The organism is Mucilaginibacter sp. OK268, assembly GCF_900103125.1.
Lineage (GTDB): Bacteria > Bacteroidota > Bacteroidia > Sphingobacteriales > Sphingobacteriaceae > Mucilaginibacter.
Genome location: NZ_FNJV01000005.1, coordinates 387,980 through 411,990, shown reverse-complemented (window position 1 = coordinate 411,990; position 24,011 = coordinate 387,980). Strand labels below are relative to the sequence as shown.

Annotated in this window: 27 protein-coding genes; 17 read left to right on the top strand and 10 right to left on the bottom strand. The window is 41.4% G+C overall.

Annotation, left to right across the window (positions count from 1 at the left end):
- Window positions 1-227: 227 nt before the first annotated feature.
- The 3 genes from BLR84_RS18265 (at window position 228) to BLR84_RS18255 (ending at window position 2,233) form a co-directional block, all read left to right on the top strand.
- Complete coding sequence (locus BLR84_RS18265; RefSeq protein ID WP_090470975.1) at window positions 228-860, top strand: HAD family hydrolase; 633 nt, start codon at window positions 228-230, stop codon at window positions 858-860.
- A 50-nt stretch (window positions 861-910) separates the two neighbouring features.
- Window positions 911-1,690 carry a DUF6438 domain-containing protein gene (locus BLR84_RS18260; RefSeq protein ID WP_090470973.1) on the top strand — a complete coding sequence of 260 codons (780 nt, stop codon included), beginning with the start codon at window positions 911-913 and terminating at the stop codon, window positions 1,688-1,690.
- Window positions 1,691-1,849: 159 nt separating this feature from the next.
- Window positions 1,850-2,233: a hypothetical protein gene (locus tag BLR84_RS18255; RefSeq protein WP_090470971.1), complete on the top strand. Its 384-nt coding sequence runs from the start codon at window positions 1,850-1,852 to the stop codon at window positions 2,231-2,233.
- A gap of 44 nt (window positions 2,234-2,277) precedes the next feature.
- On the opposite strand, the gene BLR84_RS18250 is transcribed toward BLR84_RS18255, so the two are convergent.
- Entirely contained in the window at window positions 2,278-2,751 is a 474-nt protein-coding gene (locus BLR84_RS18250) for a ferritin-like domain-containing protein (protein ID WP_090470969.1), read from the bottom strand.
- Between the two features lie 294 nt (window positions 2,752-3,045).
- On the opposite strand from BLR84_RS18250, the gene kaiC reads away from it, so the two are divergent.
- From kaiC to BLR84_RS18225, 5 genes are all read left to right on the top strand, one after another.
- Window positions 3,046-4,791 (top strand): circadian clock protein KaiC, encoded by a 1,746-nt coding sequence (kaiC, locus tag BLR84_RS18245; RefSeq protein WP_090470967.1) that lies wholly within the window; start codon window positions 3,046-3,048, stop codon window positions 4,789-4,791.
- The gene (locus BLR84_RS18240) at window positions 4,791-5,078 is read left to right on the top strand and encodes a circadian clock KaiB family protein (RefSeq protein WP_090470965.1); all 288 of its coding nucleotides are present in this window, start codon (window positions 4,791-4,793) and stop codon (window positions 5,076-5,078) included. The genes kaiC and BLR84_RS18240 overlap by 1 nt, the downstream gene beginning before the upstream one ends.
- 10 nt (window positions 5,079-5,088) lie before the next feature.
- Complete coding sequence (locus BLR84_RS18235; RefSeq protein WP_090470963.1) at window positions 5,089-5,424, top strand: circadian clock KaiB family protein; 336 nt, start codon at window positions 5,089-5,091, stop codon at window positions 5,422-5,424.
- Window positions 5,424-7,091: a PAS domain-containing sensor histidine kinase gene (locus BLR84_RS18230; protein ID WP_090470960.1), complete on the top strand. Its 1,668-nt coding sequence runs from the start codon at window positions 5,424-5,426 to the stop codon at window positions 7,089-7,091. The genes BLR84_RS18235 and BLR84_RS18230 overlap by 1 nt, the downstream gene beginning before the upstream one ends.
- 112 nt (window positions 7,092-7,203) lie before the next feature.
- A complete protein-coding gene (locus BLR84_RS18225) occupies window positions 7,204-7,980 on the top strand; it encodes an enoyl-CoA hydratase/isomerase family protein (RefSeq protein WP_090470958.1) in 777 nt (258 codons plus the stop codon).
- Between the two features lie 111 nt (window positions 7,981-8,091).
- Here the strand turns inward: BLR84_RS18225 and BLR84_RS29740 are convergent, their stop codons facing one another.
- Window positions 8,092-8,367, bottom strand: a complete 276-nt coding sequence (locus BLR84_RS29740; RefSeq protein ID WP_143013936.1) for a hypothetical protein — start codon at window positions 8,365-8,367, stop codon at window positions 8,092-8,094.
- A gap of 92 nt (window positions 8,368-8,459) precedes the next feature.
- Between BLR84_RS29740 and BLR84_RS18215 the strand changes: the two genes are divergently transcribed.
- A complete protein-coding gene (locus BLR84_RS18215) occupies window positions 8,460-10,142 on the top strand; it encodes a MutS-related protein (protein WP_090470955.1) in 1,683 nt (560 codons plus the stop codon).
- 149 nt (window positions 10,143-10,291) lie between these two features.
- On the opposite strand, the gene BLR84_RS18210 is transcribed toward BLR84_RS18215, so the two are convergent.
- The gene (locus BLR84_RS18210; protein WP_090470953.1) at window positions 10,292-10,585 is read right to left on the bottom strand and encodes a chaperone modulator CbpM; all 294 of its coding nucleotides are present in this window, start codon (window positions 10,583-10,585) and stop codon (window positions 10,292-10,294) included.
- A 16-nt stretch (window positions 10,586-10,601) separates the two neighbouring features.
- The gene (locus tag BLR84_RS18205; RefSeq protein WP_090470951.1) at window positions 10,602-11,495 is read right to left on the bottom strand and encodes a DnaJ C-terminal domain-containing protein; all 894 of its coding nucleotides are present in this window, start codon (window positions 11,493-11,495) and stop codon (window positions 10,602-10,604) included.
- Window positions 11,496-11,718: 223 nt separating this feature from the next.
- On the opposite strand from BLR84_RS18205, the gene BLR84_RS18200 reads away from it, so the two are divergent.
- Together BLR84_RS18200 and BLR84_RS18195 are read left to right on the top strand one after the other, a co-directional pair.
- Window positions 11,719-12,051 (top strand): cupin domain-containing protein, encoded by a 333-nt coding sequence (locus BLR84_RS18200; protein WP_090470949.1) that lies wholly within the window; start codon window positions 11,719-11,721, stop codon window positions 12,049-12,051.
- Between the two features lie 17 nt (window positions 12,052-12,068).
- Complete coding sequence (locus BLR84_RS18195) at window positions 12,069-12,581, top strand: GNAT family N-acetyltransferase (RefSeq protein WP_090470947.1); 513 nt, start codon at window positions 12,069-12,071, stop codon at window positions 12,579-12,581.
- Here the strand turns inward: BLR84_RS18195 and BLR84_RS18190 are convergent.
- Window positions 12,578-13,207, bottom strand: coding sequence for a chloramphenicol acetyltransferase (locus BLR84_RS18190; protein ID WP_090470946.1), 630 nt, complete (start codon window positions 13,205-13,207; stop codon window positions 12,578-12,580). The two genes, BLR84_RS18195 and BLR84_RS18190, sit on opposite strands and share 4 nt — an antisense overlap.
- Complete coding sequence (locus BLR84_RS18185) at window positions 13,204-13,893, bottom strand: HAD family hydrolase (protein ID WP_090470944.1); 690 nt, start codon at window positions 13,891-13,893, stop codon at window positions 13,204-13,206. The genes BLR84_RS18190 and BLR84_RS18185 overlap by 4 nt, the downstream gene beginning before the upstream one ends.
- A 156-nt stretch (window positions 13,894-14,049) precedes the next feature.
- On the opposite strand from BLR84_RS18185, the gene BLR84_RS18180 reads away from it, so the two are divergent.
- A complete protein-coding gene (locus BLR84_RS18180) occupies window positions 14,050-14,409 on the top strand; it encodes a DUF1493 family protein (protein WP_176852097.1) in 360 nt (119 codons plus the stop codon).
- Between the two features lie 132 nt (window positions 14,410-14,541).
- On the opposite strand, the gene BLR84_RS18175 is transcribed toward BLR84_RS18180, so the two are convergent.
- Entirely contained in the window at window positions 14,542-14,763 is a 222-nt protein-coding gene (locus BLR84_RS18175) for a PspC domain-containing protein (protein ID WP_076373079.1), read from the bottom strand.
- A gap of 1 nt (window position 14,764) precedes the next feature.
- Window positions 14,765-16,051, bottom strand: a complete 1,287-nt coding sequence (locus tag BLR84_RS18170; RefSeq protein WP_090470940.1) for a DUF2851 family protein — start codon at window positions 16,049-16,051, stop codon at window positions 14,765-14,767.
- Between the two features lie 137 nt (window positions 16,052-16,188).
- Here BLR84_RS18170 and BLR84_RS18165 point away from each other — a divergent pair, with 137 nt between their 5' ends.
- Both BLR84_RS18165 and BLR84_RS18160 read left to right on the top strand, forming a co-directional pair.
- Entirely contained in the window at window positions 16,189-17,520 is a 1,332-nt protein-coding gene (locus BLR84_RS18165; RefSeq protein ID WP_090470938.1) for an MFS transporter, read from the top strand.
- 137 nt (window positions 17,521-17,657) lie between these two features.
- A complete protein-coding gene (locus BLR84_RS18160; RefSeq protein ID WP_369829185.1) occupies window positions 17,658-18,734 on the top strand; it encodes a M20 family metallo-hydrolase in 1,077 nt (358 codons plus the stop codon).
- A gap of 146 nt (window positions 18,735-18,880) precedes the next feature.
- Here BLR84_RS18160 and BLR84_RS18155 read toward each other — a convergent pair whose 3' ends face one another.
- Entirely contained in the window at window positions 18,881-19,597 is a 717-nt protein-coding gene (locus tag BLR84_RS18155) for a ZIP family metal transporter (RefSeq protein WP_090470936.1), read from the bottom strand.
- Window positions 19,597-20,160 (bottom strand): phosphatase PAP2 family protein, encoded by a 564-nt coding sequence (locus BLR84_RS18150; RefSeq protein WP_090470934.1) that lies wholly within the window; start codon window positions 20,158-20,160, stop codon window positions 19,597-19,599. Before BLR84_RS18150 ends, BLR84_RS18155 begins: the two co-directional genes overlap by 1 nt.
- Window positions 20,161-20,466: 306 nt before the next feature.
- Between BLR84_RS18150 and glmM the strand changes: the two genes are divergently transcribed.
- The 3 genes from glmM (at window position 20,467) to BLR84_RS18135 (ending at window position 24,005) form a co-directional block, all read left to right on the top strand.
- On the top strand, window positions 20,467-21,849 hold the full coding sequence (gene glmM, locus BLR84_RS18145) for a phosphoglucosamine mutase (protein WP_090470932.1): 1,383 nt from the start codon (window positions 20,467-20,469) through the stop codon (window positions 21,847-21,849).
- A 99-nt stretch (window positions 21,850-21,948) separates the two neighbouring features.
- Window positions 21,949-23,085, top strand: coding sequence for a cysteine desulfurase family protein (locus BLR84_RS18140; protein WP_090470930.1), 1,137 nt, complete (start codon window positions 21,949-21,951; stop codon window positions 23,083-23,085).
- A gap of 431 nt (window positions 23,086-23,516) precedes the next feature.
- Window positions 23,517-24,005 carry a hypothetical protein gene (locus BLR84_RS18135; protein WP_090470928.1) on the top strand — a complete coding sequence of 163 codons (489 nt, stop codon included), beginning with the start codon at window positions 23,517-23,519 and terminating at the stop codon, window positions 24,003-24,005.
- The last annotated feature ends 6 nt before the right edge of the window (window positions 24,006-24,011 follow it).

Sequence of the window (24,011 nt, the reverse complement as noted above, 5' to 3'; positions counted from 1 at the left end):
GTCCTAAACGGGCTCCGGTTCCATATGTTCATTCAATAAAATGTTGTAAAATAAAAAAAGCCCCTACCTTTTACGGTAGAGGCCCTATGGAACCAACCTCCTGCTAAGCTGGCCCACATTAACCTTATCACACTGCTAAGATGAAGTTTAATAATGAAGAAAACATGAACTTCTGTTTTATGCTTGGTGTAAATTTTACATCTTAGCAAAAACAATATTGTGTTTATATGCAGAAACCCGACAGCTTGATATTTGACATGGACGGAACCCTCTGGGATGCCGTTGATACCTACGCCAATTCATGGAACCTTGTATTTGAAAAAATGAGTATTCAACGTGTTATTGGTCGCAACGACCTGATGCAGCTGATGGGCATGGAAGGTAAAAAACTAACCAAGGTACTCATGCCCGATTTTGATGACGACAGGGCACAGGGTATTTATATGGATGTAAATGAAACCCGCAGGCAGATATTACCTACCAGTGGCGGCGTAATGTACGATGGGGTAACCGAGGGTGTCAAACAGTTGGCAACCAAATACAAGCTCTTTATCCTCAGTAATTGTGCAATAGGCATTATTCCTCTATTTATAAGCTGGGCCAAAATTGAGGATGATATCACCGACTCCATGGCCTATGGACAAAACAATATGCCAAAGCATTATAACATGCAATTGCTGATCGATAAGCACCAGTTAAAACACCCGGTTTATATAGGTGATACTAATGGTGACGCTGAACAGACACGTATGGCCGGGATACCATTTATATTTGTGACCTATGGTTTTGGTAAAACAGACGATTATGCGTTGAAGTTTGATGATTTTGAGTCATTAACAAAATATTATATGAGTTTGTGAGTTTTTAAAACGTTAGCCAAATTTCATCTACCCCTAAAAGCATAACCCCAATGGTAAAACGTGGACTCTCCCTGTTGTTATTTTTGCTGATCTCAGGTTTATCATTCGCTCAAAAAGTACAATTGGACGCCGAACGCTGGATAACAAAAGATCTGGGCCACCTTTATTTTGCCGACAAAAAAGTATACTATAATTTTGTGGGAAACGCAGGTGTTAAAGACCATTATGCCATTGTGAATGATACCTTGATCTTGTCAGACATCTTCAGGAGCAGCGCCGACAATTTTAAAAAACAGCACCGGGACGATTTCAAATTTCTGATAAGACACATTGACTATAACCGGATGTATTTAAAAGCCATTGAACCTAATGCTATCAAATTAGCTGGTACTATTACCTATGAGTTCTTAAACTTCAAAAACAGTTACGATAAAAATATCAAATTCTCCAAGCTCTATTTTTTATCATCCACCTGTTTTGGTGATTGCCCACAGTTGGGTATCGAGATATGGCCCAATGGCGACTATCATCTGAAAGCCGGTGAACACGCAGCTCCATATAAAGGCGATTACACCGGAAAATTAAGTCAAAGTCAGTTGGATACACTAAACTATTGGTTAAAGCATAGTGAACTAAAGAAAATGAACGATTGGCAGCAAGGTAACCAGGTGGTTGACGCGCCAAACTACTACTTTGCTATTGATTTTGTTGACAGTAAAAAGAAACTGAGCATCAACACAAACGAACCACCTTTAAATATTATCGACCTGATCAATTTCATGCTCTCATCTTATAAAAATGTAAAGCTTACTCCTGCTGGTAATAATTGATGAGAATCAAGAGATAAGAGTCAGGAGTCAAGACAAGAAATTGCTTTTCTTATTTAAATTAACAATGGTATTATCCTACCATTGCTGTTTTTCCTGATTCTTAACTCCTGATTCCTGACTCTTAGTTTTATTTTGTAGTTTAGATAAAAATATATCTATATGAAAGGCCGTACTAAAGCAATTATTTTAATCGTAATATTAGTATTGATCGCCGGGTTTACCTACCAGCGTTATTTCTTTGTTTTTGGCGAAGGAGCAAAGGCGGGTACTATGAACTACTTTGTAAAAAAGGGGTATATGTTTAAAACCTATGAGGGGCGGTTAATACAAAGTGGTATAAAAACACCACAAGGTGGCGGTAATATTTCATCAAACGAGTTCATGTTTTCAGTTACCGACGAGAAAGTGGCGCAAAAACTAAACAGCAGCACCGGTTCTTTTCTTGAGTTACACTACAAAGAGTATCTGCATGCGTTGCCGTGGCGCGGAGTAAGCGTATTTGTTGTGGATAGTATTATCTCAGCAAAACCGGTTACTCAATAATCTACCTTACTTCATCCGCTTAACTATAGGAGTGCATGTAAAAATTATGCACTGACCTCTGCATCGCGTAAAGCTTTAATGGTATCATGAGCAACCCTTAAACTTTCCAGGTGCTTTTTAAGGATAAATACTACCTGTTGATCTTCCCAGATCAGCTCTTTATCATCCAATGCCGTACGATATGCTTTCTTGGCAACATCCTCAGCATGTTCACAATCAGCTAAAATACTATGCCTGTCTTTGCTTATAAAAGCAGCTTTAACATCTATCCAGGTGTTATTAAATTTCCCAGATAAGGTAGTGCCATCGGTTGGGTCGCCTCCCAATACACGAATGTATTCCCTCAGCTCCGAAACATTGTTTTTACTTTGATCCGTATACTCTTTAAAGAGCAAATTTAAACCTGTTTCATTAGTATTCTCATTAGCTTTTTCATAACCCGCAATACGGTCGTTATTTATTTTGATCAGATCGTTAAGTGCCGATATCTGGTGCTGTATATGCTGTAAAACTCCCATGACTATTTTATTATTTTCTTATAACTAATAAACATAACAAATGAGTTAATGTTTTTCAATTAGAACAAATATTCCCTTGAGATACAGCACCATGTTCGATCAGTATTCAAATTTGGAGTAGGGTTTCCTAATACATCACCAAACCAACAATATTAGTTGCTGTTAAGATGCCAGATAAATTACCGGGGTTAAAACAATTTATGCCGAATGAGTATTTATTAACCATTTACCGTGAAAATAACCATCAATGTTTGGATTTACATGATCCGATATTGACAAAAACAATTGTTTACAATGACTAAATCTCATAAAAAACAACAACCGGCTAATATAAAGTCGTTGCCTAAAACACCAACAGGCATCACTGGTCTTGATGAAATTACTGATGGGGGATTGCCGCAAGGGCGGCCTACGCTTATTTGCGGAGAAGCGGGGAGCGGCAAAACACTCATGTCGCTTGAATTTATAGTTCGCGGGGCACTGGTATTTAATGAACCTGGTGTTTTTATGGCTTTTGAAGAAAAAACCGACGAGTTGGCCTTGAACGTAGCTTCACTTGGGTTCAACTTATATGAACTACAAGATGAGAAAAAAGTAAAACTTGACCATGTACGTATTGACCGGAGTGAAATAGAAGAGACCGGTGAGTATGACCTGGAAGGGTTATTTATCAGGTTAGGGCATGCGATTGATAGCATTGGTGCGAAAAGAGTAGTGCTAGATACCATCGAAAATCTATTTTCAGGTTTAAACGACCAGGCTATTTTGAGGGCCGAACTGCGCAGGCTTTTTGCCTTTCTAAAAAACAAAGGTGTTACCGCCATTATAACCGGCGAAAAAGGAGAAGGGGGGGCGCTGACACGGCAAGGATTAGAAGAATACGTATCGGATTGCGTTATCCTGCTTGATCACCGGGTTATTAACCAGATTTCAACCCGCAGGCTCCGTGTGGTAAAATACAGGGGATCACAGCATGGAACCAACGAATACCCCTTTTTAATTGATCAGGATGGCATTTCTGTGCTGCCGGTAACTTCTTTAGGGCTCGAAAAAGCGGTTTCTTCTAAAAGGGTATCATCTGGTATCCCGGCATTGGATTATATGCTTGGGGGCCAGGGCTTTTTTGAGGGAAGCAGTATTTTGGTTTCGGGAACTGCCGGAACCGGTAAAACCAGTATCGGGGCTTATTTCGCTGCCGAAACCTGCAAACAGAAAAAGAAATGCCTCTATTTTGCTTTTGAAGAATCGCCAAACCAGATCATCCGCAACATGAAATCGATCAGTATCGATCTGCAACCATATGTGAATAGTGGATTATTAAAATTTCATGCTTCACGACCAACCTTGTATGGATTGGAAATGCACCTGGTAGCTATCTACAAACTGATAAAGCAATTTAAACCAGATACCATAATATTGGATCCGATAACCAACTTGATCACCGTTGGCTCTGTAAGTGAAGTAAAATCGATGTTAGTACGCCTGATAGATTTTTTACAGAACGAGCAAATTACGGTGATGTTTACCGCTTTATCGCTCAATACTGTTGTAAACGAACAAACTGACGAGGGTGTATCCTCCCTTGTTGATACCTGGATGCTGGTACGGGATATTGAACATAATGGCGAACGAAACCGCGGCTTATACATCATGAAATCGCGCGGTATGAAACACTCCAACCAGGTACGTGAATTTATTATCACCGATAAAGGGCTTGATCTGGTTGATGTTTACCTGGGTCCTGAAGGTGTATTAACAGGATCGGCCAGGGAAGCACAACAGCTTAAAGAAAGAACAGGTGTAGCACTGCGCGATTTTGCCGTATCCCGAAAAGACAAGGAAATTACACGCAAACGAACAATGCTGGAGGCCAAGATATCTAACTTACAGGCTGAGTTTGAATCTGTAGAAGAAGAGCTGAACAGGATATATTATGAAGATGAATTAAAGCAACAAATAATGGACAAAAACCGGGATGAGATAACGAAAATGAGAAGAGGGATAAAAGAAGAAAGCCCGATTATAAAGAAGCAAAAGTAATGGAAACAGAAGTCATAAATTATGAATTAAGATTATATATTGCGGGCAATACGGCAAAATCTGTCAGTGCCTTAGCTAATCTTAAAAAATACTGTGAAGAACACTTAAGGGGCCAATATTCTATTGAAGTGATTGACCTTTTAGTAAAACCTCAATTGGCCGAAGGCGACCAGATATTTGCCATACCTACATTGGTACGCAAAGTACCTGAGCCTATCCGTAAAATAATCGGTGATCTGTCAAATGAAGAAAAAGTATTGGTGGGCTTAGATATACGTCCCCGTTAAACTGTAAAAAATGACCGAAAAGGATCAATCATCTTTATCTGAGGGTAATTATTTAAATAAGCAGGAACATCATGTTTATCAGTTGCGCCTGTTTGTAACAGGGGCATCACCAAATTCATCGCGGGCTATAACCAATCTCAAAGACATTTGTGAAACTCATTTAAAAGGTAATTATGACCTGGAGATAGTAGATGTTTATCAGCAGCCATTGATTGTTGAGCGGGAGCAGATCATTGCCTTACCCATGCTCATTAAAAAAGCGCCGGGTATAGAACGCCGGCTCATTGGTGATATGTCAAATACAAGTAAAGTATTAAAAGGCCTTGGTTTACAAACAGAAAATTAATGGAACTGGCTAAATATACATATGAAGAGTTACTGCAGCAAAACGAAGAACTTCGGATACAGCTGGAGGAAGCCAATGATACCATTGACGCCATTCGTAGCGGTCAGATTGACGCGCTTATTGTAAAAGGCGCAGAAGGCCATCAGCTGTACACCTTAAAAACGGCCGACCAAACTTACCGCGTTTTTATCGAAAAGATGAACGAAGGCGCGGTTACCCTCAATCGTGAAGGCACTATTTTATACAGTAATTCACGCTTTGCAACCATGATGAACCTGCCGCTTGAAAAGGTGATCGGATTAAGCTTCACTTCTTTTATCCCTGAAATATCCGTTAAGAAATTCAACGATCTGATGCACAAAGGCTGGCAAGAAGATTGCAAGGGCGAAATATTACTGGCCGATAAACAAGGGGCGCTAACACCCTGCCTGCTTTCTTGCACCACCCTTGATCTGGATGAAGGCATAGCTTTGAGCCTGATTTTAACTGACCTTACCAGTCAAAAAGAGACAGAATGGGAACTGAAAGTAAAAAACGAGCAGTTACTGGCAGCCCAAAACGCCGCGGAAAAACTCAACAACGAATTAGAAGATACAGTTAAGGAGCGTACAAATGATTTACTGATAAGCCGGGAGCATTTTAAACTGCTGGCAAACAACATCCCCCAAATGACCTGGACAAACCTACCGGGAGGCGAGGTTGATTTTTATAACCAGCAATGGTACAATTACACGGGTAGCCGCTATAGTGAAAGCGTGGGTTGGGGATGGCAGCATGTGGTGCATCCTGATGACCTGCCCAATACCCTAGATAAGTATATTGAGGCTTTAAAAACAGGCAATATATTCGAGGTTGAAAACCGTTATAAACGTTGGGATAATACTTATCGCTGGCATCTGAACCGGGCCGTTCCTTTAAGAGATGATAAGGGCTCGATCATTTTTTGGGTGGGTACAGCTACTGATATTGAAGATCAGAAGAGGGAAATGGATCGGAAGGACGAATTTATTGGTATTGCCAGCCACGAACTCCGGACACCGTTAACCAGCTTAAAAGGATATCTGCAACTCATTACTTCGTATAAAAAAGAAGAGGTACCGCCTGTAGTAAAACAGTACATTGAAAAAGCAACTGTTGCTATTAATAAATTGCAGCGCCTGATTAATGATCTGCTTGATGTAAGCAAAATACAGGCAGGCAGGCTTGAATATGCGATGGGGGAGGTTAATTTATCTGAGCTGATGATACAGGTTACCGAAAACTCAAGACATATTTACCCTTTACACGAATTTGATAGTAAACTGGAACCAGGCATCCGCATTATGGGTAATGCCGAACGGCTGGAGCAGGTTCTGATGAATTTTATAAATAACTCTGTAAAATACTCACTGGCTAACAAACAAATTATCCTGAAAACCACTATAAAAGCTGATGTGGTACGCGTATCGGTAACAGATTATGGTATCGGCCTATCCGATGAACAAATAGAGCGGATATTTGAACGTTTTTATAGGGTGGAGGATAAAAAGTTTATGACCAGCGGCCTGGGGATGGGGCTATACATCAGCGCAGAGATCATCAATAATCACCAGGGCAAAATAGGGGTAGTGAGCGAATTAGACAAAGGGGCCACCTTTTATTTTGAATTGCCTTTGATTGCTTCATAAGTCTTTTTCAAAACTATTTTAAACCAAAATTGCAGGTAAGCCAAATACTTCTGATATTGGGTTGATCCGCGGTGATTAAATCACTGCATTCTCTTAAAATAAACCTCAAATTATGCCCGATACAGATAATGGCAATGTGTCTTTTACAAAAAGTTCAAATGGTGTTGCAACCATTAGTTTTTATCATCCCGCGCAAAATTCATTGCCAACGGGTCTTTTAAATGATCTTACTGAATATATTATACAGGCAGGTGATGACACCGACGTCCGGGTGGTCATCTTAAAGAGTGGCGGCGATCGGACCTTTTGTGCCGGTGCCAGTTTTGATGAGCTGGTGCAAATAAAAGACAAAGAGGCCGGGGCGTTATTTTTTTCGGGCTTTGCCAAAGTCATCAACGCCTGCCGTAAATCATCCAAAATAATTGTTGCCCGCGTTCAGGGAAAAGCGGTTGGCGGAGGGGTAGGCCTTGCTGCTGCCGCCGATTATTGCCTGGCCTCCGGCTTTGCCTCTATCAAATTAAGTGAACTGGCTATCGGTATCGGGCCATTTGTTATATCGCCGGCTGTAACCCGTAAGGTTGGTTTACCCGCATTTTCACAGCTAACCATCAGAGCCTCCGATTTTCAAACGGCTCAATGGGCCCAGGATCATGGTCTTTATAATGAAGTATATGAAGATATCGCTTCGCTCGACTTAGCCGTGGAGGAACTTAGCGAAAAATTAGCCTCCTATCACCCTGATGCGCTCGCCGGTTTAAAACAAATACTATGGGAAGGTACAGAAGATTGGGACGAATTATTAACGCAACGCGCAGCCATTAGCGGTGAGCTGGTGCTTTCTGAATTTACTCAACAAGCATTGCAACGCTTTTTAAGTGGCAACAGATAAATAGGATATTGTTAAAATGGATCAAGATGCCTTCGGATAACAGGATCAGTCAGATAAGTTTTAAATAAGAAGAGCCCGGGATTTACCGGGCTCTTCTTATTTATTGTATAATTACCAGCACCTGTAATGGCGATGTACTCTGTAATAAGCCGGACGGCCATAATAACGGCCTGGGTAATAATATGGGCGATTATAATAAACTCTGCGTCCATAACCATAATATACGGGGCGTTCATAATAACTATATGCCGGATAGTTAGCGGCAACTACCACCCTTGAACGCGGATAACCACCAAATGAGGCGCCTATAGATATACTTTGAGCTTTTACAAACTGAACTGAAAATAGAAGCGCAAAAATTATGACTGAAAATTTGACGAGTTTCATAAATCAAAAATTAAGTTAACACTGTAGTTGTTTTATATTTATAGACTATAAATATCGCTTGAGGTTTAGTATATTTTTTCTATTTTTAAGGCATGTATTATTTTTTGTTTACGTTGTTATTCCTGGCTATTGTTTTAGGCTTTTCGCTGATAAGCTCTTACTATGGTAAATTGCGTGCAGAAGAGAAGAAGCTTGATAAGATAAAAAGCAAATGGGGCAAACCTGTAAATACCAGGCGTAATTTCGATCTTATTAAAACCTATTTAAACGCCGATAAAAGCTGGAATAGATTACCAGATGTTACTGCAGAAGATATTGATCTGAAAAGTATTTTTAATTATATCGACAGAACCAGCTCAAAGCCCGGCAAACAGTACCTGTTTAAAAAGCTGCATTTCCCCGAAACAAATCTCGAAAAACTATTAGAGCTTGATGCAAAGGTTGAGATCATCAATAAGGATAAGCCCAATCGGGAATTGATTGAACTACAATTATCAAAGCTCAACAACACATACGCTTATTATATAGCCGATCTGTTTTTAAAAACACATGAATCGATGTTTGTACCGATCATGAATTTCTATATCCGATTTGTTCCCCTGGTGATCATTGCTTTGATCGTATCGCTGGTTGTTTATCCTAACCCCATCAGTATTTTATTGTTATTGTTTTTTGTAGGCTATAATGTGGTTTTGCACTATGCCAACAAGAATAAAATAAGCGCCTATACCAATTCACTGCCTCAACTACTTATTATGCACAACGTAGCGGTATGGCTGGTAAAACATTCCGGTCTGGAGGATAATGAATCTATCAAAAACAGTTTAAAGAACCTGTTAGGGCTAAAACGATCTTTAAGCATCATCAACTTAGAAAGCAAACTGATCAATGGGGCGGGCGATTTGAGTTACGCCGTTTTTCAGCTCATAAAAACACTATTTTTATTAGAGCCACGCATTTATGCCAGCTCCATAAAACACATTGAACGTTATCGTGAAGATATTGAGCTGGTATATCAATATGTGGCCGAAATAGATATGCTGGTAGCCATCCAATCGGTACGGGATGGTTTACCTTATTACAATAAACCCCAGTTTATTGACACAGATGCCCAAATGAACATTACCGATCTTTATCATCCCTTGATTGATAAATGTGTTACCAATTCATTGTATACCCGTGCCGATAGGGGTGCCTTGATAACGGGTTCAAACATGTCGGGTAAAACAACTTTTATTAAGGCTATCGCTGTTAACACCCTGTTGGCGCAAACCTTGTTCACCAGTTGCACCAGGGAATATAAAGCGCCTTTTTTAAAGATACAGACCAGTATTAAAACTACTGATAGTATAGAAGAGCAAAAAAGCTATTTCCAGGCGCAGGCACAGTCGATATTAACTATCATGAGCCGCAGTAATGAGGTAGAACAAGTAAAAAGCCTGGTTATTATTGACGAGATATTCAGGGGTACCAATACCATTGAGCGCATCGCTGCCGCAAAATCGGTTTTATCCTATATCACGGCTAATCAGAATTTTGTTTTTGTATCAACCCACGATCTTGAGTTGGCTGAATTACTTGATGAAGATTTTGCTATTTATTCTTTTGAGGATTCAAAATCGGGGGCCGTGCTGGTATTTGACTATAAGCTGAAAGAAGGCCTGCTTAAAAGTCGCAACGGTATAGCCATATTAGAATCCATGGGATATCCGGATTCTGTAATTGAAGACGCTAATATTGTAAGTGAGCGGATGATGCTGAAATATATGGAGTAGCCCTCATGGTTTAGTTTCGTACCGAGAGTTAAAAAGCAGACGTCATGCCGAATTTATTTCGGCATCCCATATGCACAGATAAACCGCAGATTTGACAGGCCTGAGTATCATGTGAGATGTCGAAATAAATTCGGCATGACGTGATGTTTTTATCCACCCTCATACAACCTCAGTTTATTTTTCAGGCTTTGCATTTCATCTTGTATCCTTTCCATGCGGTGCAATAAATGACTGATGGCTTCTATACCTGCCACATTGATATCCAGCTGATAAAGGTTGATCAGCTTTTCCAGTTTTCTCAGTTCCTCTCCGGGTATATAAGTAGTTTCATTAATCAGGGTAACTTTAACTAAATCAGCCTCATATAACGACTCTATAAAGGTATATTCTACGTTATGATACAAACAAAAATCATTTACTGATATTAAATCTGCTGTTTTCATCTTCTTTAAACTTATATCATGATTTTGAAAGCTCTTCAAATAATTGTTTCTGCTGCTCGGTAAGGTTAACTGGTATCTGTACATCATAAGTAAGGTACAGGTCTCCAAACTCATTCTCTTTTTTGTAAAGAGGCAAACCTTTACCTTTTAGTTTTACTTTGGTACCATTCTGGGTTTCGGGCTTTACTTTTACCTTAACCTTACCGGTTAGTGTTTCGGCGGTAATTTCGCCACCAAGCACGGCAGTATAAAGGTCGAGTTTTACAGTAGCGTATAAATTGCGGCCGTCGCGCTTAAAGCGGGCATCATCGGGTATCGAGAATTTGATATACAAATCACCAGCAGGGCCATTATTTACACCCGCGCCGCCATGACCAGCTATTTTAATGGTTTGTCCATTCTCGATACCGGCAGGTATGGTAATACGTATATTTTTACCGTTAACCGTCAGCGTTCGTTTATGTGTTTCTGCAATATCCTGAAGAGTTAGTTGTAACTCCGCGTTAAAATCCTTCCCGCGGTATTTGGTTTGCCGACTGCCGCCACCGCCAAACATGGATTTAAAGAAATCAGAAAAATCACCACCACCAAAACTTTCATCATCGGTAAAGCCACCGAAACCACCACCACCATAACTGCCTTGCTGGCTTTGCTGTTGTCTTGCCTGTTGTTCATAGGCTTCGCCATGCTGCCAGTTCTCACCATATTTGTCGTATTTTTTACGTTTTTCGGCATCGCTCAATACTTCATTGGCTTCGTTAAGTTCCTGGAATTTTTTGTGAGCCTCCGCGTCATTCGGATTAAGATCGGGGTGATATTTACGAGCCAGCTTTCGATAAGCATTTTTGATATCCTTATCGGTAGCGGTTTTAGTAAGACCCAGTGTTTTATAGTAATCAATAAAAGCCATATCAAGCGTCGAATGTGGTATAATTTAATTAACCCTTAAATATACGGCTTAGTTTTAGAGAGTGCATTTTTTACCTGCTATTCTGACCATAACCTGATCAAAGCAAAATGCCAACGCTGACCAACTACATCGATATCGCAAGTAAATAAAATGGGGACATTAGGTTAAGCGCAAATTTTATACTTTTACGCTTGAGCCTCCAGACAAGGCACAAAACACTATCATGGATAACAAAGTATTTAATCAGTTTGCAGACATCGAGACCAGGGAAATGATACCTGACTATTTCTCTAAGATCATTCATACTCCCGGTAATACCATCAATTTTTTAGAAGTTAAAGCAGGTGCCGTAGCGCCGATGCATCAGCATATCAATCACCAATGCGCTTTTGTTATCGAGGGGCAGTTTGAGTTAACGGTCGACGGGGTATCACAAATATTGGATACCGGTACTTATGCTATTATACCTCCTAATGTAATACACGGGGGCAGGGCTATTACCGATTGTAAACTGATTGATATATTTGATCCCGTACGCGAAGATTTTAAGTTTTAGAAACACCTTTTTAATATATGCCGATTACTAAAGCATCAGTGATTGATGTTCCTGAATTAAATGTATTAGTTAACAGTGCCTATCGAGGAGAAGAATCGAAAAAGGGCTGGACAACAGAAGCCGACATGCTAGACGGCCTCCGGATAGATGAGGCTATGCTAAGAGAATATTTTAGCAATGAGACTATCACGATATTAAAACATACCGATGATAAGGGTCAGATCACTGGCTGTGTTTACCTGGAAGTTAAAGGGCCGAAACTATATCTTGGTATGTTCAGCGTGTCACCCGTGCTGCAGGGAAAAGGAGTGGGGAGGACCTTGTTGGAGGCAGCCGAGGTATTAGCCAAGCAATTTAGCTGTGACACCATAACCATGACGGTGATCAGCACCCGTGCAGAGCTCATTAGCTGGTATGAGCGTCGGGGTTATGCATTTACGGGTGAGATGCAACCCTTCCATGCCCATGGTCGTTTTGGCAGTCCTAAGCAACATATAGACCTCATCGTAATGGAAAAAGCAGTAGTTTAATTACTATTGCTCATTAGTTCCTGGAAAAGATCATAGTATTGGCCCACGTGCAAGCCATCAACCAGGGCATGGTGTACGTGGACAGATACCGGCATGCTTTTTTTGCCGTTTTCTTCCGTCATTTTTCCAAATGATATTTTAGGGCAGCTATCCGGGAACGAAAAGCTGCGGGCGTGTGATAAGCTGGTAAAATTGATCCAGGGCATGGCCGAATAGTGTACAATATCATCATCAAGCTTTGGCGCAAAAAGGGTAGTGGTGGTTTGCACTCGTTCGATCTCTTTTTTGGCTTCTTGGACAAAAACATCCAGTGAGAGATGAAAATCCATATACGCAAAGCCAAAAGTACCATTAGCCCGGCCAATAGTTGGCCCGGCGTTTATACGGTCATAAACAAAAACATCGTCACCATAAATACGGCATTTGAATGGCTCCAGCACATTCACCGCAGTTAATGATTTGTGCAGATAATACAGAAAAAATGACACCCCGTTATCTTTAGCAAAAGCGTATGCCTGGGTACAGTCAATATTGACAACAACGCCATAAAATGGCTCTTCAAAGGTCTTAAAAAAGTTAAAATGTTCTTTTCGCGCCCAGGTATCGATATTTAGTTTATGCTTCATGCCAATATATACGGCAGAATTTCCCGAAGTGTATCAGCCTGTTTAAAATTTTCGTGGGTTAAATTAGTTTCTACATGTTCATGGGCCCAGGTAGTATGAAAAGGCACATGAATGGCATGACCACCAATATTAAGCACCGGCATCACATCAGATTTTAAGGAATTACCTACCATCATAAATTCCGCAGGCTTAATATCCAGGTGTTTGATGAGTTTGATATAATCATCATCCTGCTTATCAGACATGATTTCGATATGGTGAAAATAATGCGACAGTCCAGATTTTTTGAGCTTGCGTTCCTGGTCGAGCAGGTCGCCTTTGGTGGCCACTACCAATCTGTATTGCTTTTTTAGAGTTGCCAGTACATCTTCCACACCATCCAGTAATTCAATGGGTTCATTGAGCATTTCCTTACCGTACTGCATAATCAGATCAATAGCATCAAGACCTATTTTTTTGTCGGATATTTTTAGCGCGGCCTCTATCATGCTCAGGATATAACCTTTTATACCATAACCATACAAGGCCAAATTCTCTATCTCGATTTTAAAAAGTTCGCTTGATATGGTATGCTGAGGTAAGAAGTTCTCCAGTAAACTGCAAAATTTCTCTTCAGTTTTTAAAAAATAGGGTTCGTTTACCCAAAGGGTATCATCGGCGTCAAAAGCTATAACCTTTAGTTTCATGTGCTTTTATTAACAAGACTGCAATAATAATCATACGGCTTTTATTTCCTACCGATTTATGGTAACCTTTTTTTGAAAATAATGTCTCCACAGATGCAACCTAATTTTAAAAACGACGTCCTATACCTCACATGGTCAAAACTATATTCGATTAAAATGGAAGAAGTACTGCCACCCTTAAAAGAATTTATTGTTGATTATTGCAACCGCTATAAGCTGAATCATGTTGATCCGGGAAGCCTGAACCTGGATACCAGCATTGATCTGGATCTGGACATCTTTGATATCGAGATAGATCTTTTCCTGGCCGATTTTGCCGATCAGTTTAAGGTTGACCAATCCAAGTTTACCTGGTACAAATATGGCTATCCCAAGGGTTCAACCCGGGTGCGCATGATTAAGATCATGTTTGGCTATAACAGCACCTGGGTAAAACAGCTGGCACAATACTGCTACAAACCTAAATTTATGGTACGTAACCTACAGGATGCCGTAAAAACAGGAAGACTTTTATAAAATTTCGGAATTCGGATTTTCGATCTCGGATTTCCTGAATTAAGCTCACTTAAGAATCATCATAATCCTTTAATCAGGTAAATCAAGGTTCAGAAAAATCAGCGGCATCAACGAAATCAAATAAATCAACGGTTAAAGATCCGTAACCCCGGTATGACGGCGTTTTACAAAATTGCGGATATCCAGCACAATGCCGGCAAAGAAATAAAATATCAGCGGGAAACCCACAGCCAGGAATGAAGAGTAAATAAAAAACAAACGGATCTTTGAGATGGAAACGTTAAACTTTTCGCCAAGATAGGTGCATACACCAAAGGAGTATCGTTCAAAAAAAGTAAGGATTCTCTGTATCATGTCAGGCAAGTTTTAATATTTTGTTACCAACGCCACATTGCAGGCATTTCTTATAATTACAATAATTATTTTTCAACTCCAGCAGCGCCTGCGACTCAAAAGCATTGTTAATTTTCAGCCCTAAGGTAATAAAATCTTCTGTAATATTGTTCTGTTCGGCCGGTAAATTTTCCAATAACTTTAAACTCCTGCTAATATAATACTGCTGCTGGTGCTGTTTTCCATAGCTGAACAAAAACAAAGCCAAAGTGTTTATCAATAATATATCGATAGAAGCCGCACCCAAAGTTTTCGATACCGGTTTTGATTGTACATCAAACCGGTAATGATCTTCCCAATAATCATTCACTTTAATATCGGTAAACAAGGCCCGTAAAGCGTTAATATCTTTTATCTCCAGTATCTTTGAGAATAAGTGATTCGACTGCACAATCAGCGCCGCGAACTGTGCCAGCCGGATAGTAGGAAAGTTTTGTGGCCGCAGGCGCATGAACTTCCATAGGTGGTTTTCAATGGGTTGCAGGTTATACTTTTTCCGCAAAAAATCATATTCCTTTTTTAGCTTCAACGGGTACTCATCTTTAAGCTCTGCTTCCAGGAACCCTGCCTGCCCAAATATCAGAGCCTCAATCTGCATAGGGTTGTTTTTATGCTTGGCCAGCGTGAGCTGCGGTAATGATTTGGCCAGCAGTTCAAAGGGCAGGGCATTGGTTTTAAAACCAAAGTTGGCAGCCAGGAACTGATAAAAAGTCTCTTCCCAATCATTATGATTTAAATTTAAGGAATCTGTTACCGCTGTGGAGCGTTTCTCCAGTCGTTCCACCAGCACACGGGTAAGCCAGTTGCTCATGATGAGCCCATCAATGCCGGCAATGCTTTTTTCGCAGGGGATGATACGCTGCTCGCCAAACACCATTTGATGATAACGGTTGTATAATTCATCAGGCACGCGGTTTTGGAGTTGCAGCGTAGGCACTTTACGACCGCTGGACAGGATAAGCGGTACGTCATTGCGATAAACTACATGAAGTATCACATTGTCGTAAGCATTATCAGTGGTATGACCGTGCTTTTGCCAGTCCGACGAGGAAAGATGCACCTCCACATTTCCGGCCCAAACCGTTTCGCCTATCCGCACACGGGCATTATGAAAATCGGGACCTGAATCGGTATTGGCCATGCCTGCTGAAAGGATCTCCAGCTCCTCGCCGTCATCTGTTTTCAGATCGGCACGGTCAAACAGCCTGAATTTCCATACATAGTGCAAAAAGTCTTCGGTAAAAAGCATCAAACAAGGTAATTATTTTGACTGTTGATTGGATATGATTTTTTGGATTTTGTTACGAGATTAAAGGATTACTACGATTTTGGATAAGATCGATCAAATTCTCTTACATTTATGATCAGATACACTTACCACAACCTATGAAAGAAGAAGCCAAGGAAAATTTATCGATAAATGAAACCAAACCCATCCCCAAAACAACAACCGGGCGTATCAAATCCATCATAGGGGGCTCCTTAGGTAACCTGGTGGAATGGTACGACTGGTACGTATACACCGCTTTCTCACTATATTTTTCCGACGCGTTTTTCCCTTCAGATAACCAAACCGTACAGCTTTTAAATACGGCCGGCATTTTTGCTATCGGCTTTTTGATGCGGCCTATAGGCGGCTGGCTCATGGGCACTTTTGCCGATAAATATGGTCGCAAAAAAGCGTTAACCACATCAGTATTATTGATGAGCGTAGGCTCGTTGATCATCACTATAACACCGGGTTTCCGTTCTATTGGCGTTGCTGCACCGTTGATGCTGGTACTCGCCCGCATTATACAGGGCATAAGTGTTGGCGGCGAATATGGTACCAGCGCCACCTACCTGAGCGAAATGGCGGGTAAAAAACACCGGGGCTTTTATTCAAGCTTTCAGTATGTAACATTGATTATGGGGCAGTTGATGGCGCTGGGCGTGCTGGTTTTATTACAGCGCGTTTTTTTAAGTGAACAGCAACTGCATGATTGGGGCTGGCGCATCCCATTTGGTATAGGCGCGTTTTTAGCGGTGATCACTATGTATTTAAGACGCAGCCTACAGGAATCAGCCTCGTTTACCAACGAAAGCAGTAAATCAAAATCGGCACAGGGAACTTTAAAGGCTTTGGCCAAACATCCCAAGGCGGTATTTACGGTAATTGGTTTAACGGCAGGAGGGACGCTCGCTTTCTATACGTTTACTACCTATATGCAAAAGTTTCTGGTGAATACTTCGGGTTTCAGTAAAAGCAGCGCTACACTGGTATCAACCCTTACCCTGGCCGTGTTTATGCTACTGCAGCCTGTGTTTGGTTTTTTATCTGATAAGATAGGCCGCAAACCTTTACTCATCGGTTTTGGTGTATTAGGCACGCTCTGTACCATACCCATCATGACGCTTTTGAGTGAAACCAAAGATGTGTGGGTGGCTTTCGCGCTGATATTGGCTGCACTGATCATCGTAAGCGGTTATACCTCTATCAATGCTGTAGTAAAGGCCGAGCTTTTCCCGGCCAATGTACGTGCCCTGGGGGTAGGCTTTCCGTATGCCATTGCCGTATCCTTATTTGGCGGCACAGCCGAGTATATAGCCCTGCTGTTCAAGAACGAGCATCATCAACAGTGGTTTTACTGGTATGTTACCGTCTGCATCGCACTGTCACTGATTTTATACACCACCATGAATGATACCCGCAAACATTCCAAAATAGAAGATGAGTAATTTATTATCAATTAGTTAGTATCAGGTATTAGGGTTTTGAAAATCTTATAAGACAAATAAAGGTGTCTTGATACTTGATACTAACTACTTGATACTGGCTAAAAAATATTAATTTTGCCCGCTTACCATCATAGGATATGCCTACATATATGGCCGATAACAATAATCTATTTCAACAGGCAGTATCTTTACTGCAACAACTGATATCCATACAATCCTTTAGTAAAGAGGAAGATCGCACCGCCGATCTGATCAACGAATTTTTACAACAGCGCGGTGTGCAAACGCATCGTAAAATGAATAATATCTGGGCCTGGAACAAGCATTTTGACGCCAGCAAACCTACTATTTTGCTCAACTCGCACCATGATACTGTAAAACCCAACTCGGGCTATACCCGCGACCCATACGACGCTAAAATTGAAGACGGTAAACTTTACGGCCTGGGTAGTAATGATGCCGGAGGTTGCCTTGTATCGCTGATAGCGGTGTTTCTTTATTTTCACGATCAGGAAAATCTAAAATATAACTTTTGCCTGGCTACCACCGCTGAAGAAGAGATCTCGGGTGTGAATGGTCTGGAATTGATTATACCTGAATTAGGCAAACTGGATTTTGGCATAGTGGGCGAGCCCACTTTGATGCAGCTAGCCATTGCCGAGCGTGGCTTAATGGTGCTGGATTGCGTGGCCCATGGTCGCGCTGGTCATGCTGCACGTGAAGAAGGTGATAACGCAATCTATAAGGCCTTAACAGATATTGAATGGTTCCGCAGTTTCACATTCCCAAAAGAATCTGAAGTATTTGGGCCGATAAAAATGTCGGTAACCATTATCAATGCAGGCTCGCAGCATAACGTGGTACCCGCCAGCTGTACCTTTACAGTTGATGTAAGGGTGACGGATGCTTACCGCAATGAGGAAGTATTGGAAATCATCCGTCAGCATGTCAACTGTGATGTTAATCCACGTTCTATCCGCTTAAAACCATCATCTATACCCAAAGAACACCCGATCGTTCAGGCAGGTATTGCTTTAGGTCGTATTACGTACGGCTCACCAACCACGTCAGATCAGTCGCTGCTGGATATCCCATCTATCAAAGTTGGCCCCGGCGATTCAGCGCGTTCACATACAGCCGATGAGTTTGTTTATGTAGACGAGATCAGAGAAGGTATCGATCTGTATATTCAAATGCTGCAGAGCATTAATTAACGATGTGCGGATGATTCGCCATATACGCATAATACCAGTCCGTCATTGCGAGGCACGAAGCAATCCCCAATGAGCAGAGATGCTCTGTAGATAGGGGATTGCCACGTCGTTCCTCCTCGCAATGACGCTTAACGAAAAAGACAGGCCTACATCTCTCCCAAAAATGCTCCTAGTGCTATTGCAACCCCCAATAACACAGCGATCATTTTGCGCAGGTTAAAGCGATGGTCGGTGCTTGATTCAAACAGGATGGTGGTAGAGATATGTAAAAATATACCGATAACCACACCCATAATACGGTTAAAATAATGCTGTAAATTGCCGATATCCCCATTGCTTAGGGCCGTGCTAAAGAAATAACCCGCAGGCGCCATTACCGCGAACAGGGCCACAAACAGGATGGTGTTTTGTTTACTCTGCTTATTGGTCAGTAAAACCGTGGCCAGCGCAAAGGCGGCCGGGATGTGGTGCAGCGCGATACCATAAACCAGTTGATCCTGGTTGCCCTGGGCCAGTGGCATCCCCTCCAAAAAAGCATGCAAACAAAGACTGATCATGATCCCCACCGGGAAAATAGCCATGTCATGCTTGGGTTTATGCATGTGGCCGTGTTCAATACCATCAGAAAATTGCTCCAGTATGATCTGGAACAGAAAACCGGCGAGTATAAAAACGCCAACCCAGTTATCATTACCATGATAGGCATCTGGGATTAAATGCAGCACCGTAATACCAAACAGGTAAGCGCCACTGAATGATAATACCAGTTTAAGTGTTTTATGGTTATCACCCTTAAAGAAAAACACAGAGGTGCCGCCAAAGAAGGCACAAAAGAATAACAAACAAATTTTCCAGACAGCCATTAAAAAGCAGGTTGTAATTTTTTAAACAGTAAAGCGAATAAGCCACCTACCAATGCGCCATAAATAGCGCCGCAGGTAATATCAATAGGGAAGTGCACGCCCACATATACCTGTGCAAAACTGATAATACCGGCCCAGAGTATAGCCCAGAGCCATATCCAACGCCATTTCCTGAAAAATACCAGGCTCAGGAAAATAGCCATCGCGAAATGATCGGTAGCATGGGTAGAGGGGAAACTGTAACCCGTTCCGCAGGGTACACGACTGATGTCGGTTTGCGAAACAATAGGGTCGCGGCAGGGGCGTAGTCTTTTTACATTATACTTAATGATACTGGCACTGGTAAAATCGGCAAAACCGGCTGTGATAGCCAGCAATACAATAATAATAGCACCAGTTTTTTTATAACGATAGATACAAAAACCGATGATGAACAAGTACAACGGGATCCAGAATTTAGGATTGCGCAGCAAAGGCATGATCCAGTCAAAAAACGGGTTCGACAGATCGTGATTTATAAAATAGAATAAATGCCGGTCGAGTTGTAATAGATGTTCAGGCATTGCCGTTTTAATGTAATGGATAAAAGCCGCGATATGGTGAAGCCGCAATTAGTTGGCAAAGTTATCAATTACTTTAAAACAACATTGATGCGGTAGGGTTAATGCTGGTAAATAAACGGATAATTTACAATCAAAGTACATAATGTAGCTTTGTTGCATTTACAAATACTTTTTAAATGCAGGTTATCACAAACGTTTGCGTGAAAAAAGTGGCTTATAAATCAGGTTCAGCCCGCAAATTGTACCTGCTTATACACCGCTTATCATTTAAATATTTATACTTTTGCCTCTCAAAACCAAATAATTTTGACACTCATAAAATCTATTTCAGGGATCCGCGGCACCATAGGCGGTGCTGTTGGCGACGGTTTAACACCATTGGATATTGTTAAATTCACATCGGCTTATGGTGCATGGGCCATAAAAAAATCGGGCATCAAAAAAATTGTTGTCGGTCGCGATGCGCGTTTATCGGGTACCATGGTCAATAACCTGGTTATCGGTACGCTACAAGGTTTGGGTATCGATGTGATCGACCTGGGCCTGTCCACAACACCGACTGTAGAAGTTGCTGTTACCGGCGAACAAGCGGCAGGAGGTATTATCCTTACCGCGAGCCATAATCCTAAACAGTGGAACGCCCTTAAATTATTGAATGCTAAAGGCGAGTTTATAAGCGATGCCGATGGTAAAGAAGTGCTGGAAATAGCTGAGAACAGCGATTTTGATTATGCCGATGTGAATGACCTGGGTAAAGTTACACAAGACGATAGCTGGATGCAAAAACATATCGACCTGATACTGGCATTACCCCTGGTTGATGTGGCCGCTATTAAAAAAGCCAATTTTAATGTAGTGATCGACTGTGTGAACTCTACCGGTGGTATTTATGTACCAGCCTTGCTTAAAGCACTGGGTGTGGATACCGTTCATGAACTTTATTGCGAACCCGATGGTAATTTCCCGCATAACCCGGAGCCACTGCCAGAAAACCTGGTGGCCTTATCCAAAGAAGTAACCGCTAAAAGAGCTCATTTAGGTATAGCTGTTGATCCTGATGTTGACCGCCTTTGCTTTGTTTGCGAAGATGGCAATATGTTTGGCGAAGAATATACCCTGGTAGCCGTCGCCGATTATGTATTGCAAAACAATAAAGGGAATACCGTATCAAACCTGTCATCAACACGTGCCCTGCGCGATGTGACCGAAAAAGAAGGCGGCGAATACCACGCCGCAGCGGTAGGCGAGGTGAACGTGGTTAACAAAATGAAAGAGGTAAACGCTGTTATTGGCGGCGAAGGTAATGGCGGGGTAATCTATCCAGAGCTGCATTACGGTCGCGACGCTTTAGTGGGTATTGCTTTGTTTTTAACCCATCTGGCTAAGTATGGCAAATCTATTTCTCAGCTTCGTATGTCATATCCCGGTTATTTTATTTCTAAAAACAAAATAACCCTGACGCCTGAAATGGATATAGATGCCCTTTTAATTAAGGTTGAGCAGAAATACAGCAAACAGCCGCATAGTACCATTGATGGCCTGAAGATAGAATTTGACAAAGAATGGGTACATTTGCGCCGGTCAAATACCGAACCCATCATCAGGATATACTCTGAAGGTAATTCGGAGACGGTAGCAAACGGCCTGGCAAACAAAATAATTGCCGATATAAAAGAAATATTAAACTAATTATTGCATTACTGGAGTAAGGATTTTTGGAACAAGGAGCAAAGACTCATTCAAAAATCATTAATTCACTAATTCAATAAATCAATAATTGTACGAGAGATGCGTGTTTACTTTGATAACGCGGCCACCACACCGCTTGATCCGGAAGTTTTAAAAGAAATGTACAAAGTGATGGAGAACCATTATGGTAACCCTTCATCTATTCATGCCCACGGTCGCGAAGCACGCACACTGATCGAGCGGGCACGCAAAACCATAGCCGGTTTGCTGCACACTTCACCTGCCGAGATATTTTTTACCTCAAGCGGTACCGAGGCCGATAATACAGCCATTCGCTGCGGTATTGTTGATCATAACATTACCCACGCTATTACCAGTCATATAGAGCATCACGCGGTGCTGCATACGCTGGAGGCGATGGAGAAATCGGGCATAATTAAACTGAGCTTTGTTGATGTAGATAGCAAGGGTAATGTTGATTATGATCACCTGGAAACATTATTGAAAAATAATGAGCGCAGTTTTGTATCTATCATGCATGCCAATAACGAAATTGGCACCCTGTCTGATATGATCCGTATCGGTGATCTTTGTGAGGTATATAACGCCATTTATCATTGCGATACCGTACAAACCATGGGTCATTATCAACACGACCTGAGTAAGTTAAAAGCGCATTTTTTGGTATGTGCCGGGCATAAACTGCACGGGCCAAAAGGTGTGGGCTTTTTACACGTGAACCATCGTATTAAAATAAAACCGTTTATTTATGGCGGCGCACAGGAGCGTAATATGCGTGGTGGTACCGAAAACATTTATGGTATAGTAGGCCTGGCCAAAGCGCTTGAGCTGGCCTATGCCGAAATGGAGCAGCACCGCAACCATATACAGGATCTTAAAACCTATATGATGGGCAAACTGACTGACCAGATCCCAGGCATTAGCTTTAATGGCGAAACAGATCCGGAGAAAAGTTTATATACCGTACTGAACGTAGCTTTCCCGGAAATGGAAATGGGGGATATGCTGTTATTTAACCTGGATATCGCGGGTATTTCTGCATCAGGTGGCAGCGCCTGTAGTTCTGGTACCGACATTGGTTCGCACGTGCTTACCGCTATTGGAGCCAGCTCATCAAAACCGTCTGTAAGGTTCTCGTTCTCCAAATACAGCACCAAAGAAGAAGTTGATTACGTTGTGGCTAAAGTTCGTGAGCTTTGCCCGGTGAACGCTTAATTTCCTGAAAATTTATTGCTAAGATCTCCCATAATTTTAGTATATTTATATAACTAAACAGCCCGGTTACCTTTAAAAAGGTAACCGGGCTGTTTAGTTAAGGACAAAACCAAGCCAAAAGTAGCCGTTTTGCATGTAGTTATTTGATAATCAATAAATTAATACTTTTTAAAGTTTCAGAAACCGCTCAAAACTGTAGTAAAATTTGTTAAAAAGTGTTAAAATCGATGGTTTTGAATGATTTTTGACCCGTTTTTAGCCTGTTTTCGTACCGAAAAGTGTTAAAATTAAAGGTTTAAAAAGTTTTTCGGGGGCCATAAAATTTCTAATTTAACACTTACTCAAAAAGAAATAAATTATCCTATTTAGATAACACAAAAAACAATATCACATCCCGGTTGGTTTATCAATTATCACCAAATTGAAAACCTATGATAACTAATAAAGAAGAAGCCTGGGATTCCCAGGATAATAATCGTAATGATTTCGATAATACCAATAACTCCGCCTCCCGTCAAAATGAAGACGCCTTTAATAGCAACGAATTGGATGACGACGAATTAAAAGAGGATGAGGATGCTTATACTAATGATCTGAAACCCACGTTTAATCAAAAGGACCTAAATGATGAGGACGAAGAATATGATCGTCCTGCTGAAGTACCTGGAGAAGAGGGTGATAACGAGCTACCTGATGAGGGCCAAACCAGAAAAGAAGGCTCCGGCTACCACAGCCAGCAGGAAGTAGACCAACCTACCCGTGGTGCAGATACCTCATACAGTGAGAAAAACGACGTAACGCCACCAAATAAAAAAGAATTTCCATCCCAGGGCCCGGCCAAAACCGATTTTGAAAGCCGTCCACAAGGACGTACAACCGGCAGAATGATCGGCCATGAACCTGGTACTGAGGGTATATAACGAGTA

Bases quoted from the DNA above. Each gene is read 5' to 3' on its own strand.
- BLR84_RS18265 (WP_090470975.1), top strand. From the start codon at position 228: ATGCAGAAACCCGACAGCTTGATATTTGACATGGACGGAACCCTCTGG.
- BLR84_RS18260 (WP_090470973.1), top strand. From the start codon at position 911: ATGGTAAAACGTGGACTCTCCCTGTTGTTATTTTTGCTGATCTCAGGT.
- BLR84_RS18255 (WP_090470971.1), top strand. From the start codon at position 1,850: ATGAAAGGCCGTACTAAAGCAATTATTTTAATCGTAATATTAGTATTG.
- BLR84_RS18250 (WP_090470969.1), bottom strand. From the start codon at position 2,751: ATGGGAGTTTTACAGCATATACAGCACCAGATATCGGCACTTAACGAT.
- kaiC (WP_090470967.1), top strand. From the start codon at position 3,046: ATGACTAAATCTCATAAAAAACAACAACCGGCTAATATAAAGTCGTTG.
- BLR84_RS18240 (WP_090470965.1), top strand. From the start codon at position 4,791: ATGGAAACAGAAGTCATAAATTATGAATTAAGATTATATATTGCGGGC.
- BLR84_RS18235 (WP_090470963.1), top strand. From the start codon at position 5,089: ATGACCGAAAAGGATCAATCATCTTTATCTGAGGGTAATTATTTAAAT.
- BLR84_RS18230 (WP_090470960.1), top strand. From the start codon at position 5,424: ATGGAACTGGCTAAATATACATATGAAGAGTTACTGCAGCAAAACGAA.
- BLR84_RS18225 (WP_090470958.1), top strand. From the start codon at position 7,204: ATGCCCGATACAGATAATGGCAATGTGTCTTTTACAAAAAGTTCAAAT.
- BLR84_RS29740 (WP_143013936.1), bottom strand. From the start codon at position 8,367: ATGAAACTCGTCAAATTTTCAGTCATAATTTTTGCGCTTCTATTTTCA.
- BLR84_RS18215 (WP_090470955.1), top strand. From the start codon at position 8,460: ATGTATTATTTTTTGTTTACGTTGTTATTCCTGGCTATTGTTTTAGGC.
- BLR84_RS18210 (WP_090470953.1), bottom strand. From the start codon at position 10,585: ATGAAAACAGCAGATTTAATATCAGTAAATGATTTTTGTTTGTATCAT.
- BLR84_RS18205 (WP_090470951.1), bottom strand. From the start codon at position 11,495: ATGGCTTTTATTGATTACTATAAAACACTGGGTCTTACTAAAACCGCT.
- BLR84_RS18200 (WP_090470949.1), top strand. From the start codon at position 11,719: ATGGATAACAAAGTATTTAATCAGTTTGCAGACATCGAGACCAGGGAA.
- BLR84_RS18195 (WP_090470947.1), top strand. From the start codon at position 12,069: ATGCCGATTACTAAAGCATCAGTGATTGATGTTCCTGAATTAAATGTA.
- BLR84_RS18190 (WP_090470946.1), bottom strand. From the start codon at position 13,207: ATGAAGCATAAACTAAATATCGATACCTGGGCGCGAAAAGAACATTTT.
- BLR84_RS18185 (WP_090470944.1), bottom strand. From the start codon at position 13,893: ATGAAACTAAAGGTTATAGCTTTTGACGCCGATGATACCCTTTGGGTA.
- BLR84_RS18180 (WP_176852097.1), top strand. From the start codon at position 14,050: ATGGAAGAAGTACTGCCACCCTTAAAAGAATTTATTGTTGATTATTGC.
- BLR84_RS18175 (WP_076373079.1), bottom strand. From the start codon at position 14,763: ATGATACAGAGAATCCTTACTTTTTTTGAACGATACTCCTTTGGTGTA.
- BLR84_RS18170 (WP_090470940.1), bottom strand. From the start codon at position 16,051: ATGCTTTTTACCGAAGACTTTTTGCACTATGTATGGAAATTCAGGCTG.
- BLR84_RS18165 (WP_090470938.1), top strand. From the start codon at position 16,189: ATGAAAGAAGAAGCCAAGGAAAATTTATCGATAAATGAAACCAAACCC.
- BLR84_RS18160 (WP_369829185.1), top strand. From the start codon at position 17,658: ATGCCTACATATATGGCCGATAACAATAATCTATTTCAACAGGCAGTA.
- BLR84_RS18155 (WP_090470936.1), bottom strand. From the start codon at position 19,597: ATGGCTGTCTGGAAAATTTGTTTGTTATTCTTTTGTGCCTTCTTTGGC.
- BLR84_RS18150 (WP_090470934.1), bottom strand. From the start codon at position 20,160: ATGCCTGAACATCTATTACAACTCGACCGGCATTTATTCTATTTTATA.
- BLR84_RS18140 (WP_090470930.1), top strand. From the start codon at position 21,949: ATGCGTGTTTACTTTGATAACGCGGCCACCACACCGCTTGATCCGGAA.
- BLR84_RS18135 (WP_090470928.1), top strand. From the start codon at position 23,517: ATGATAACTAATAAAGAAGAAGCCTGGGATTCCCAGGATAATAATCGT.